Below are 13,322 nucleotides of genomic sequence, written 5' to 3'. Positions count from 1 at the left end.
GCTATGACGCAACTTATCGATCAGTATCCTGTATCACTGCAAATAGTTCAAAATTTTGCCGTGGTGACCATTAATAATCCACCCGTCAACGCCAGTACGGATGCTGTGCGAAAAGGCATTTTGGCGCGTTTGGCACAAGTCAATGTTGACGCTGTTGATGGGGTCATTCTGCAAGGTGAAGGCCGTTGCTTGATGGCTGGCGCCGATTTGAATGAATTGGAAAACGAGCCGACTGAGCCAACCTTGCCTCAAGTGACTCAGGCTATTGAACAGTTTCCGTTACCAGTTGTTGCTATCGTCAAGGGTTTTACCCTTGGCGGTGGCCTTGAATTGGCATTGGCAAGTGACTATCGAATCGCCGTTAAAGGGGCGAAATTGGGGCTTCCCGAAGTGTCTGTTGGCATAGTGCCGGGCGCAGGTGGCACGCAACGCTTGCCTCGTGCTATTGGTATGTTACACGCTTTGGATATGGTTGTTTCAGGTAAGCCAATTAGTGCAGAAGAGGCCCTAAACCGTGGTCTTATTCACACACTTATCAGCCAGGATTCGATCGATGAGGTGATTCAGCTTCTTTCTGCTTTAGAGACACCTGTGTCTAAGCAACGCCTTAGTGAGCGCAATATTCCTGGTTACGACCATGATGACTTTGCAACTCAATCAAAAGGCTTACTAAAACGTTCAAGAGGCTTGCCATCGGCTCACGCCGCGGCAAATTTACTAGCCAAAACATCCAGCTTGAGTTTTGCTGATGGTGTGGCGTTGGAACGTGAAACTTTCTTAAAGCTTCGTGGTAGCCTGCCAGCTCAGGCTTTGCGTTATTTGTTTTTCGTCGAAAATGGCTTAGGCAAAAAAACAGCAACAGACTCGCCCATTGAACGAGTTGGTGTCATCGGCGCTGGCACAATGGGCAGCGGTATTTGTTTGAATGCGCTTATGTCTGGCTATGAAGTCTTTCTGGTTGAGATCAATGAGCAAGCGCTTGAAGCAGGCAAAGCAAGAATTTTGTCTGAGTTGGATGGTGCGGTTAAGCGCGGCAAACTAACAGAAGATAAAAAAGCTCAGTGTTTGAATAAACTTCATACTTCGTCGGATCTGAATCTTCTTAAAGATGTGGATCTTGCCGTTGAAGCGATTATTGAAAGTTTAGACGCGAAAAAATCCTTGTTTAGTAATTTAGCAAATATCGTTCGTGCTGATGCTTTGTTGGCAACAAATACGTCATACCTTGATGTGGATGAGATTTTTGCTGATATTCAACATCCCGAACGGGTTTTGGGTCTGCATTTCTTCAGTCCAGCTCATATCATGTCGTTATTGGAAGTGGTGAAAATCGCTTCAACCAGTCAAGAAACCTTTAATAAAGCGATGGTTTTTGCGAAAAAGCTTGGCAAAAAAGCCATTACGACAAAAAATGCATGGGGCTTTGTGGGTAACCGTTTGTATGCGGCTTACCGACGCCAGTGCGAGTTCCTAATGGAAGAGGGCGCTAGCCCAGAGCAAATAGATCAAGCAATAGAATCTTATGGTTTTGCCATGGGCGTGTTTAAAGTGGCTGATATGTCTGGCTTGGACATTGCTTGGCGCATGCGCGAACAGACGAAAGACACGCGTCATTTGTCTCGCTATGTTGAAATTCCAGACCGAATCTGTGAAGCCGGGCGCTTGGGCCGCAAAACGGGCAGTGGTTATTATCAATATGGCGACAATGGTAAACCAGAATCCGATACTTTTATTGCAGAGCTGCTAACTGCTTATCGTCGAGAAAAAGGCATCGTTGCTAAAGCGTTTACAGATGAAGAAATTCAGCAGCGTGTGATTGGCAGCTTGATCAACGAATCTTTATTGCTTCTTGAAGAGCAAGTGTGCGAAACCCCAGAAGAGATTGATATTGCTTTGACTAATGGTTACGGCTTCCCTCGCTGGAAAGGCGGCCCAGTCTTTATTGCTCGTCACATGCCTACCGATGAGTTGGCAGCGTTAATGGCTCATCTTGCTGACGTAAATGGTAAGGGACACCAAGCGGGCAAGTTACAGACACTAAAGAAATAACAACAAAATTAATGGTGAGAAATATGTCAGAAGCTTACATTTGTGATGCGATACGTACTCCGTTTGGTCGTTTTATGGGCGGTTTGTCGTCTATTCGTACTGATGATCTTGGTGCTTTACCGATCAAAGAATTAATGAAACGCAATCCTTCGGTCGATTGGTCGAAAGTCGATGATGTTGTTTACGGTTGTGCTAACCAAGCGGGTGAAGACAATCGCAATGTCGCCCGTATGTCTGGCCTTTTAGCTGGTTTGCCGGAGACTGTTCCGGGCTTAACGGTAAATCGTCTATGTGGTTCAGGACTTGATGCGGTAGGTTCCGCGGCTCGTACTTTGCGCCTTGGCGAAGCAAGTTTGATTATCGCTGGTGGTGTCGAAAGTATGAGTCGTTCACCTTATGTGATGAAAAAGGCCATGACACCATTCGATAGAGGCCAAGCTCTAGAAGATACGACCATTGGCTGGCGTTTAGTGAATCCAGCAATGGAAGCACTTTATGGTGTGGATGCATTGCCGCAGACAGCAGAAAACGTTGCCGAAGAAGAAGTTGTTTCCAGAGAAGATCAAGATGCTTTTGCATTGCGTAGTCAGCAGCGCTGGGCTGCGGCTAGTGAAGCAAACTTCTTCGAAAATGAAGTGTTTCCTGTCACTATTTCTGTCCCTAAAAAAGAAAATGTGACCGTTGCTAAAGATGAACATCCTCGTCCACAGACGACGTTAGAAGCGTTAACGAAATTGCGCAGTGTGACTAAGTCTGATGGCTCAGTTACGGCGGGCAATGCATCCGGTATTAATGACGGTGCTTGTGCTTTGTTGATGGCGAATGAGCAAGCGGTGAAAGACTACAATCTTACGCCAAGAGCTAAAGTAGTTGGCATGTCTGTCGCGGGTGTACCGCCAAGAGTGATGGGCATGGGACCCGTTCCAGCCATTAAGAAAGTATTGACGCAAACCAATCTTACTCTTGAGCAAATGGATGTGATTGAGCTGAATGAAGCGTTTGCCGCACAAGCACTTGGCGTAACACGTCAGCTTGGTTTAAAAGACGATGACGCTCGAGTGAACCCAAATGGTGGTGCGATTGCCATCGGGCATCCACTGGGCGCATCAGGCGCTCGCTTAGTAACGACAGCTATTAATCAGCTAGAAAAGACATCTGGACGTTATGCATTGATCAGTATGTGTGTTGGTGTTGGTCAAGGTATTGCTCTGATTATAGAACGAGTGTAATAACCACGCTGCTCAGTCGTGGTTAGAACTAAGTTTGCCAGCCCTTTGGGCTGGCTTTTTTAGTCTAAGTGTTCCTTTCTAAAATAGGTTTACACAACTAATAGGTTTACATGACTAGATAGGGTTGGAGTTTTTCCTTGTCGCTGTTGTTTAACGAACAAGATTGCTTTGTCGCTTTGTCTATGCATACAACGGTTGTACGTCCGACGACACAACGTTTTTCATATTGAAACATTTCCTGGTAAAAAGTCACTGACTTACCGCCGATGCGTTCTACGCAAGTTTTGACGACAACATCATCACCATGAAGTACTTCATTTTTAAAATCGATAGAAATATTAGCAACCACCCAAGGTTGTGTTATTTGAAGAGCAGAGCGGCAGAAGTCAGAGCGTGATTCCGCCATCCAAACAGGAAAAACCGTATTACTTATATGTCCTAGTTTATCTGTTTCAGAAAATCTTGGTTTTATTATTGTGGTATGAAACATAGTCGATCTCTGTAGAGTGAGGCGTTGGTTGTAGTAAATTTATTCTAGAGTAAAAAGTTTTTTAGTGCTTGCCTGTTAGCCTTACAATAATTCTATTGACTAACAAAATGTTATAGCTAATGATGGCAGCTAATATTGTTATATTCTGTTCTCTACTCAGGCTTTAAGGTACCTATTATGAAGTATCCTCTCCCTCCTCTAAATCCTCTTAAGGCATTTGAATCTGCCGCAAGGTTACTCAGTCTTACCGCAGCGGCCGAAGATTTAAATGTATCGCAAGTGGCGGTGAGTCGACAGGTTAAGGTGCTAGAAGATTATTTTGGCGTTGCGTTATTTAAGCGTTTGCACCGTGGAATTGAATTAACGGATGAGGGAAAGGAGTTGTATGAGGGAATTAGCAGTGCTTTTCAAGATATCGCTGATGCCGCAAGAAAAGTATCTCGAAGAGGGCGTCGAGATGTTTTATCGATTCAATCTTATACCACTTTTTCGCAACGTTGGTTGATCCCAAGATTGGCAGACTTTCATAAGCGTTTTGAGGCCACAGAAGTGCGTTTATCTTCTTCTCTTGCTCCTGTCGATTTCGAAACACAAAATATCGATGCTGCGATTCGGTCTGGTTATGGGAAATGGCCTGAACTGCATGCAGAAAAATTAGTAGATATTGAATTGATTCCTGTTTGTACGCCAGAGTTTTTAGCGAACAATCCATTGCAGACACCACAAGATTTACAAAACGTCACCTTATTACACTCAATGGCACGAAACCATGATTGGGAAGGTTGGCTAAAGTCTCGTGACGTAAAAGTAGACAGTCATAAAGGCATTCGTTTTGATAATTCTTCCTCTGCTTATGAAGCGGCTGCGATGGGAATGGGTGTAGCGTTAGCGGTGAAAGTTTTCGTGGAAGGCATGCTAGCAAAGGGTAAGCTGGTTTCGCCTTTTCCTGAATCGCATACAACAGGAGAGAGTTACTATTTGATTTGGTCGAATAAAGTGGCGCCCAGCGACACACTGTTAACTTTTCTTAAATGGATGAGGGAGTCTATGGAGAAATAGCTCTCCATTGTGAATAACGAATAGTAAATCTAAGCAATGCTAAAATGTTAGGACGGCCATTACATATATTCAGTTTTATAGACCATACTATAGTGAGATAGTTCCATTGTTCTTCATATCCCTAATAAAAAGAAAGAAAGAAGGAAAGATTATGATCTTGAAAACGAACAATCTTAAATCACTAACCAAAAAAATTACCGTCACAATGTGTGCTGCAGTAATAAGCGTTAGCGCATTAGCAGCAGATAAATGGCCGACAGGGCCAGTTACCATTTATATGCACACTAAAGCAGGCGGTTCATCCGATATCTTTATTCGAACTCTAGCAAAAGCCTTAGAGCCTCAAATTAAGCAAAATATCATTGTTGTTAACTCTCCTGGTGGCGGTGGCGCTGCTCAAATGTCACGTGTTCGTTCAGCGAAACCAGATGGGCAAACATTAGGCATTAATACCTTAACGGCTTTTACCGGTATGGTTGATAACTTAAAAGGGACATTTGCTTTAGATGATTTCTCTTGGATTGCCACAACTCAAGAAGATCAAAACTTAATGTTTGTGCGTGCCGATTCTGATATCAACAATTTGAAAGAACTCGAAGGTGCTGCGAAAAAACGTACTATTAACGTTGGTGGTTTTGGACCAATCGGTTCTACACAGTTTATAAGTATGAGCATGTACGCTCAAGCCGCAGGTATTGATTTAAACTGGGTAGCGTTTAACTCGACTCCAGATATCATCGCAGCCTTGCTAGGTGGTCATATTGATGTAGGTATGTCTAGTTTGGGTGGTGCTAAATCATTCTTTGATGCTGGTCGTATTAAAGGCTTGGGCGTTCATGGTATGACTAAGCTAGATGGCTATGACAATATTCAAACCTTCTCTGATCAAGATTATAAAGTCGACAATAGCTGGGTGCAATTACGTGGTGTATTTGGGCCAAAAGGTATTCCAAAAGACATCCAAGAACAAATCTCTGATGCGTTCCATAAAGCGATGCTAGATAAAGATTACCAAGAATACGCACGTAACTCAGGTGTCATTGATTCTTGGTTAGGACCTGATGAATATACAGCGGCGGCTAAGCGTATTTCGGATCTTGCCGAATACAACTTGAAACGTGCTGGCGTAATTAAATAAGGTTGCGTAACTTCCTCTCGATACCACAGTAATTCTTACTGCTATTAATGCCTGCTTCATGATTATGAGGCAGGCATTAATTTTTCCTATATCTTTGTGACTTAGTACAAAGGTCTCTAAACATTTCACATGTCTATTTTTTTGGAGTATTCGTGGAAAATCCAATTATTCAATTATCTAATTTGGCTGTCCATTGGTTGACATGTCCACTTTCTGAAGACGTTTCTTGGGCTACTCGCAGAGCGATATTAGATTGGTACGCAACCACTTTGCCGGGCACGGTCTGTTCTCCATCAACAGAGCTCAAACACTTTATTGAATCAGCAAGTGGAAACGCCTTTTCTTATGTTGATGGCGAGCCAAGATCGATTAGCTATTCTGCTTTTATGAATGGTGTCGCCAGTCATACTGTTGAATTCGATGATATTTTTAAAGATGGCGGTTACCATCCCGGCAGCCCAACCATTTCGGCTGCCTTAGCCATTGCCCAGCATAACAATGTGTCTTTGGATGTTTTACATCGCGCTATTATTGGTGCTTACGAGGTAGGTTGCCGCTTGTCTCTTGCTATTCAGCCTGCCCATTATAAGTATTGGCATACCACGTCAACGGTTGGCACCATTGGCGCCGCCGTGGCGTGTGTGCTGTTAGCAAAAGGCACGCAGGAGCAAGTGATGCACGCCATTGGTATTGCCAGTAGTTTTGCAGGCGGACATCAGGCTAACCTGCAAGGAGAGGGCGGAGCAAAAGCGCTTCATGCCGGTCATGCTGCTCAGGCTGGCATTTTGGCTGGTAATTCAGCCTTGGCTGGCGTTAAGGCATCAATAGACAGCTTAAGTGGCCCGTTTGGTTGGGCGAATGCGACAACCGATGCCACAGTTAATTGGGAAAAAGCGTTTGCTGGCTCCTATGAGTGGACACCAATAACTCGTATGACGATTAAAAACCATGGTTGTTGCGGACATATTTTCCCTGCAATAGATGGCGTGGGTAACTTATTAAAAACACACAATATTGGATATCAAGACATCGAATCTATTGATGTTTATGGTTACGATGCCACGAAAAAAATGTGTGATAGAACCAACCCGCAAGACGCACAACAAGCGCGTTTTAGTCTGCAATACTGTATCGCTGCCCATTGCTTGACCGGAAAAGTCCGCTTAGAAGCCTTTAATGACGAAACCTTGGCTCGACAAGATATTCGAGAGTTTGCCAAGCGTGTTTCTGTTCATAGAGACGAGGAGCTTAGCAAGCTTTATCCCGGCGTTCGCTCAGCTCGCGTCATTATCAAACTTACCAATGGCGAGGAACTTTCCTTTCATCAGAAAACCCGTAAAGGGGATCCGGAAGATCCTTTAACAGACGATGAGCTGGTTCAGAAGTTTAACGAACTCACCATGGGGATTTTGGATGACTCAGAAAAAACACGCCTTGAGCACTTGATACTACGAGAAAATGTTGTCCCGAACAGCGTTCGCCTACAGAAACGTTAGTCTTAGTTGCAGTGAATAGGTGGCAATCTTATCAAAGCCTCTGAATCATCATTCAGAGGCTTAAAGAGAGCAGTCAGGTTTTCTGAGGATGAGTATCTATCTTAAACATCAAACGCCACGCATGTTTTAAATTAACTGAATATGCGTAGCGTTTTTGTTTTTGTGTGGTCCAAATAACAGAGAAAATATACTCTGATTAAGCTAAATAAGATTAAAGCTTACTGATTGCCTCGAGTAGGTTCTGATTGAATGTTTCATTGATGACAGTACCTTTCTCTGCACCAAAGTTATCATAGAAGCTCGGTAACGAGATCGCGCCGATTACGCTGGCAGCGAAGTAGGGCGCTGAAGCTTGTGCGGCGGCTAAAACGCTTTGTGCTCCACTTGGGCCGGGTGAAGTGGACAGCATGAGAACGGGTTTGTTTTGAAATACTTTCATGTCTATTCGGGATGTCCAATCAAACAGGTTTTTATAGGCCGAAGTATAAGAACCGTTGTATTCAGCGAATGACATAACGATGCTATCGGCCGAACCAATGGCGTTATAAAAGTCGTGCGCTAATTGTGGAATGCCTGACTCTTTTTCTCTGTCCTCGCTGTAAATGGGCATTTCAAAATCATGAATGTCGATTAGCGACACGTCTGCGTTGTTGATTTGCTGGGCAGCATAAAAAGCCAGTTTCTTGTTGATAGAGTTTTTGCTGTTGCTTGTGCCGAAGGCCAGTACTTTCATTTTAGTTTCCTTTATTGACGTTTGTCGTGAGAGTAGATTGTTTTTTCAGAGTGGCTGCGCCTGCAATGGCCAGAACCAAAGTAAAAGCCCCTGCTAATAAGTAAAAATCGCTGTATCCCAATTTGGCGATAAGAGCTGAGGTGACAAAAGGTGAAACAAATTGCCCAATGAAGATGCTGCTGGTCAGTACGCCAGATGCGAGTCCGCGTTTGTGGCTTGGCACAAGTTCCATGCCTTTTACCATGAAATTTGGCATCACCAATCCCATGCAAGCGCCCATGAGGCCGCAACCGAGAATCACCAAGCTGAACGATGTGGCTTGTGATAGCACGAGCATGCCAATACTCATGGCAATAAAGCCGATGAGTGCGACGCCATAGCTTTGGATTTTGGCGACCAACTTGCCAAAGAATACGCCGGTTATCGCGGCGATCAATGTCCCCATTCCGATTGCAAAGCCTGATTTACTTGGATCAGTGATACCAATATCTGCCATAAAAAATGGAATTTGTGTTGGTAGGATATAAAACACGACTAAGTGGCAAAAAACGAGAATAGAACAGCCAATGAGCGGTAGTTTCCAGTTGGTATTAGTATCGACTTGTTGGTTATCGCTTGGCTGATTGGTTTGCTTGCTGTCACGAATAGAAAGGAATATGAGCGGAAGCAATAGAATAGCAATGGCGTAGATATAAAAAGGCAGTCGAGCGCTGATGCCTGCTAAATAGCCCGCTGTAACGATAAAAAGAATACCGCCAATATTAGAGAAAGCTTGTTGCAGTCCCATAAATTGGCTTCTTTTCGGACCAGAATAATAATCGGTTATTAACGCCGTTACGGCGGTCATAAGTCCAGCGACACATATGCCCAGAATGGCTCGGCTGATAATAATGGCTTCTAAGTCTTGCAGCTGTGCACCAGCAGCACCGGCGATGGCAAAGACGGTAGTCGCAATGATTATTTGATTTCGGCGACCAAACTTATCCGCTGTCCAGCCTAAGATCGGCGCAAAAATCACCACAAACAAAGCTGGGATTGGTAATAGCATTTTTACCCAAAAATCGGCTGAGGGTGTTCCTGAGAATTCATTCGCTAAACCAGGTAACGCCGGAGCAATAGTGGCATTGGACATGACAGTCAGTGTGGAAATCAGCAGCAGGCAAAGTGCTCTGGATTCTAATCGATTAGTTTTCATTAAGGCTCTCTTTCTGAATGTAGATGGTATTTTCTCAAGTGCTTTCTCAGCTGTTTATTAAGTACTGGGCTTGAGCTAGCTTGGATTTATAGCTATTCTGACACCTTAACTTAAGTTGAGGTCAAGCATAAAATGCAAAAAAAACTTATTCCTGAGTGGATTTCTGTGGGCGTGTTAAGTGAAAGGACGGGCGTATCGGTGTCGGCTTTGCATTTCTATGAAAGGAAAGGGTTAATCAAGAGCCAAAGAAATACATCTAACCATAGGCAGTATCCAAAGCATGTCATTCGGGTTGTTTCTATTATTCAGGTCGCTCAGCGGACAGGATTTTCTTTGGAAGACATTTTATTGGAGCTTGAAGGATTGCCAAATCGCACCCGAGTCACTCTAGAAGATTGGGAGGCGTTGGGTTCTCGGTGGCAAAGCGAGCTTGATAGAAAGATTACTCAATTAACCGAGCTGAAAAATATGATGGCCGATTGCATTGGCTGTGGTTGTCTGTCCCTTGAAAGGTGCCGACTTCTCAACCCATACGATGAGCTGGGCGAAAAAGGCACCGGCCCACGACTGATGACCGAATAGCCCCCATTCGACTTGTTAACGCTTATTTCTCTACTGGAATGTCTTTGATTATTTTCAAGATTGCAGGATCATTGCTAAGTTCGGCAAAGTCGATGAGATAGCTTTTTTCAAGTTCTGGTATGGCTTGATCTGCAAGTAACTCTTTGAGTCGTGCTTCTTCATTATTGGCAATGGCGGTTTTAATCGCGACAAAGTTGGCGATGCTTTGATTGTGCTTGTGAGTATTGTCAGCTTCCATTTTCATGCTTCCTCTTTCGTTAAACTAAAGGTTTAGCGTCTTGCTTCTTACCATGCGGATGGAGTACTTAGAATTCAACCCATTCTCTTTTTTTGTCCGTCAACATACTAATAGAAGGCGTATGCAAGCCCGTTATCGGATTGTAAATATGATCTTATTTACAAGAAAATCCCATTCACAAGCGAGCAAAGTAACCACATGAAAACAGCATAGTGCGCGCTATTAGTAACAATGGTTTTGGTGGGGATTTGATAGCGGCTGGTCATTAATAGTCCCAATCCTGTTAATCCGCTACTGCCGGCAGAGATAGCCCAAGCACTTAAAAACAAAAAGCCAAGTTGTGTCGGATCGGGATTGAGTGGCAATAACATCGGGCTGACAATGGCGATACTCACCACTGGGTGAATGCCGATTAAACCAACGGTAATCATAGCAGCGAGGACGAAGGAAAAAAGCAGCGGGCTAAACGTAAAGCTTTTTAAATTAAAGAGCTGCGGATAACTCAAGATAACCGCGCTAATGCCATTTGAGAAAATACCAGCGGCTAGGAATAGTGCAAATTGACTGCCGATTTGTGCCAGCTTGTGGTTTACAAAATGGAACAAGCTTTTTCGTCTGGAGTTTGTGCGCATCAGCAAAAGCGTGGCTGTTGGAGCTAAAAGACAAATAAGAACCAAAATGCTGATTGTTGGCCAGATAAAATGAAACAGTATGACGCAGGATGCTAGAAACATAGGAATGAAAAGGCTTTCCTTACGAATCGGATAGCCAGAAAATGCGCCTTTTGTTTTTCGGTAAGCGTCTATAGTTGAGAAAATAATAGCGATTATAGCCATGAAAACACCGGGGATAAGGGTTTTTTGCCACTGCATTCCCGGCGCATAAATGATCGCCACACCTGTTGCCACGAAGAAGGGCGACCACCAAGCAGCAGCGGAAAAGTTACGGGTCAAAATGAATTGCTGAACAGGCGTTAGTTTGATTGCGCCTTTCATGCGGTCCGCAAACACCATAATGACCGAAAGGTTAATCACAGCGCCTAAAACTTGCACGCCTACAGAGGTATTAAAAATAGCACTAAGACCTTTTGGCAAGGGGCGTTTTTCGTCTGTCGAGCTGGTTAGATCTAAAAAAGACACCGCCACAAACATAGCTAACATTGGCAGGTTAACCGCGAAAATTTGTTGCCAAGTCATCCAAGTGCCTTGTGATCCTGCAAAAAGCAAAGCCCCTATGCCAATTGCCATTAGCCAAGATATCTGGCGCCTTGCGCTTCTCGATAGAGTGTTCCACATGGCGATATTCGCGCCCCACGCCAGTAGAGTCGGTAAGAGTAAAGGGATGAAATGAGCAACTGACAACAGGTAAAAAACTAATGTGCCAAGTACAAACCAGCCTGTGTATTTTTTGAGTAGATTCATTAGGTGTGAACTGTCCTTGCCCTTTAGGTGTCTTTGCGAAACGCGAGTGATGTAAAGCAATACTCAGCTAGGGCTAAATAATGATGCATCTATAAGCAATCAGCAATAGGTCGTGTTATCTATTCCATGTCTCAGGATGCTCTTTTTATGAATGGGTATTTTATTTGATTTCTAGCAGGTGTTAGCTGATTTTTTATACTAAATATTTGATTATTAGATATTTTTAGAGTATCAGTATTGTATAGACAATCGGACTTATTCGATTTATTTTTTATGGATATCTTCCATGATTTATAAGATGTCGTGTTGTTGGTTCATGGTGTTTACTGTGTTACTACCATTAAGCAAGGAAAAGGCTAAGGCATGTCGTTTTTTTTTAGAAAATTGATTCGTTATTATAGATATAGTATTGATAAAAATCTGAATATAGAAGAAGCCTACCAGCAAAGTTTTTTAGCCGGTTTTTTTAGTTTTATAGGCTCTCTTATTACCTTTTTTACAGCAATAAACAGTCTTTTTATCCAGCTTTATAGTTTAGCGATTAGCCTATTTTTAGTAAGTGGTTTGCTGCTGCTGACCTTTTATATTTTAAAATCCTCTCTTTACAGTCATTACCATAATTTTTCCCGCTGTATGGCTATCATTGCTCTATATATTTTAGGTTTTTATTTGATTTATGCCGGAGGAATAAAAAATAGCGGGCCTTTATGGATATATATTATTCCTTCAGTAACATTTGCTTTTTTAGGTTTGAAGCAAGGCATTATCGCCAATGCTACATTTAGTGTTATTGCGTCGCTTATGCTTTTTTATCCAAATGACCTGTTTTTGGCAACGACATATTCGTATGAATTTAAAACACGTTTGATTTATGTGTTTTTAACGATTGTTGCACTTTCTGGATTTTATGAAGCAGCGCGTCATTACTCATTTATGCGTCTGAAGTTTATGAAAGAGAAGTATGAGCACCAAGCTCAGTTTGATTATTTGACACTCTTACCTAATCGTCGAGGAATCCAAAAAATACTTAATAAAGAGTACCAGCAAATAAAACTTACTCATCATGTTTCAACGATTGCCACTTTGGATATTGATAGATTTAAAGTTATCAATGATGAATTTGGTCATGAAGTGGGAGATATGGTACTCAAACATACGAGTAAAGTCCTGAGTGATTGTATCCGTTCACAAGACTCGTTAGCACGTTGGGGAGGTGAGGAGTTTCTACTTTTGCTTCCCGATACTCGTGAGGCAGACGCTATCGAATTGTTGGAATCGATTCGTGAGCGCGTAGAAAAAACACCGTTCGAACATAACACTATTAGTATTTCTATTACTCTAAGTGTTGGGTTGTGTGAAACCTCACCTGAAGTCGATTTTAATGACGCGATTAGGTTTTCTGATATCAGTTTATATCAAGCCAAACAGGCTGGACGGAATACGGTTTTTGCTTATACGCCTGAGCTCTAAAGCCTTTTTGTTTTCTCTATTTGATTCTTAGTAAGGTGTTTTATAAAAAACGCTACATACAAACAAAAAAAGATAATACCGCTTAGCAAACCATCGATTTACATTCGTCTCACTCCATCAGGAGATCGTTCACTTAATAAAAATAACAAGGAATGACTCATGAAACCACCGCAGCTAATTTTTATCATTTCCTAGTACTATTTTGCCTTCTAAGGTTAAGAT

General features: G+C 42.8%; 12 protein-coding genes. 7 read left to right on the top strand and 5 right to left on the bottom strand.

Going from position 1 to position 13,322, the window contains the following annotated elements:
* Nucleotides 1-3: 3 nt before the first annotated feature.
* Nucleotides 4-2,049: a 3-hydroxyacyl-CoA dehydrogenase NAD-binding domain-containing protein gene (locus tag ACO05V_RS15695; protein WP_421853489.1), complete on the top strand. Its 2,046-nt coding sequence runs from the start codon at nucleotides 4-6 to the stop codon at nucleotides 2,047-2,049.
* A gap of 23 nt (nucleotides 2,050-2,072) precedes the next feature.
* A complete protein-coding gene (pcaF, locus tag ACO05V_RS15690; protein ID WP_421853486.1) occupies nucleotides 2,073-3,278 on the top strand; it encodes a 3-oxoadipyl-CoA thiolase in 1,206 nt (401 codons plus the stop codon).
* Nucleotides 3,279-3,384: 106 nt separating this feature from the next.
* Here pcaF and ACO05V_RS15685 read toward each other — a convergent pair whose 3' ends face one another.
* Entirely contained in the window at nucleotides 3,385-3,768 is a 384-nt protein-coding gene (locus ACO05V_RS15685; RefSeq protein ID WP_421853483.1) for an acyl-CoA thioesterase, read from the bottom strand.
* Nucleotides 3,769-3,945: 177 nt separating this feature from the next.
* Here ACO05V_RS15685 and gcvA point away from each other — a divergent pair, with 177 nt between their 5' ends.
* From gcvA to ACO05V_RS15670, 3 genes are all read left to right on the top strand, one after another.
* Nucleotides 3,946-4,827 (top strand): transcriptional regulator GcvA, encoded by an 882-nt coding sequence (gene gcvA / locus ACO05V_RS15680; RefSeq protein WP_421853480.1) that lies wholly within the window; start codon nucleotides 3,946-3,948, stop codon nucleotides 4,825-4,827.
* A 151-nt stretch (nucleotides 4,828-4,978) separates the two neighbouring features.
* Nucleotides 4,979-5,965 carry a tripartite tricarboxylate transporter substrate binding protein gene (locus ACO05V_RS15675; protein WP_421853477.1) on the top strand — a complete coding sequence of 329 codons (987 nt, stop codon included), beginning with the start codon at nucleotides 4,979-4,981 and terminating at the stop codon, nucleotides 5,963-5,965.
* A 152-nt stretch (nucleotides 5,966-6,117) separates the two neighbouring features.
* Complete coding sequence (locus ACO05V_RS15670) at nucleotides 6,118-7,461, top strand: MmgE/PrpD family protein (protein ID WP_421853474.1); 1,344 nt, start codon at nucleotides 6,118-6,120, stop codon at nucleotides 7,459-7,461.
* A 211-nt stretch (nucleotides 7,462-7,672) separates the two neighbouring features.
* Here the strand turns inward: ACO05V_RS15670 and ACO05V_RS15665 are convergent, their stop codons facing one another.
* Nucleotides 7,673-8,194 carry an NADPH-dependent FMN reductase gene (locus ACO05V_RS15665; protein WP_421853471.1) on the bottom strand — a complete coding sequence of 174 codons (522 nt, stop codon included), beginning with the start codon at nucleotides 8,192-8,194 and terminating at the stop codon, nucleotides 7,673-7,675.
* Between the two features lies 1 nt (nucleotide 8,195).
* Nucleotides 8,196-9,389, bottom strand: a complete 1,194-nt coding sequence (locus tag ACO05V_RS15660) for an MFS transporter (RefSeq protein WP_421853468.1) — start codon at nucleotides 9,387-9,389, stop codon at nucleotides 8,196-8,198.
* A 132-nt stretch (nucleotides 9,390-9,521) separates the two neighbouring features.
* Between ACO05V_RS15660 and soxR the strand changes: the two genes are divergently transcribed.
* Nucleotides 9,522-9,971: a redox-sensitive transcriptional activator SoxR gene (soxR, locus tag ACO05V_RS15655; RefSeq protein ID WP_421853465.1), complete on the top strand. Its 450-nt coding sequence runs from the start codon at nucleotides 9,522-9,524 to the stop codon at nucleotides 9,969-9,971.
* A gap of 22 nt (nucleotides 9,972-9,993) precedes the next feature.
* On the opposite strand, the gene ACO05V_RS15650 is transcribed toward soxR, so the two are convergent.
* Complete coding sequence (locus ACO05V_RS15650) at nucleotides 9,994-10,215, bottom strand: hypothetical protein (RefSeq protein WP_421853462.1); 222 nt, start codon at nucleotides 10,213-10,215, stop codon at nucleotides 9,994-9,996.
* 152 nt (nucleotides 10,216-10,367) lie between these two features.
* Nucleotides 10,368-11,630 (bottom strand): hypothetical protein, encoded by a 1,263-nt coding sequence (locus ACO05V_RS15645; protein ID WP_421853460.1) that lies wholly within the window; start codon nucleotides 11,628-11,630, stop codon nucleotides 10,368-10,370.
* 363 nt (nucleotides 11,631-11,993) lie between these two features.
* Here ACO05V_RS15645 and ACO05V_RS15640 point away from each other — a divergent pair, with 363 nt between their 5' ends.
* Entirely contained in the window at nucleotides 11,994-13,100 is a 1,107-nt protein-coding gene (locus ACO05V_RS15640; protein WP_421853457.1) for a GGDEF domain-containing protein, read from the top strand.
* Nucleotides 13,101-13,322: the final 222 nt, after the last annotated feature.

It is taken from the genome of Marinomonas sp., assembly GCF_965225885.1.
GTDB lineage: Bacteria > Pseudomonadota > Gammaproteobacteria > Pseudomonadales > Marinomonadaceae > Marinomonas.
Note: the sequence above shows the minus strand (reverse complement) of the source record. Positions and strands in the feature narration are given on the sequence as shown.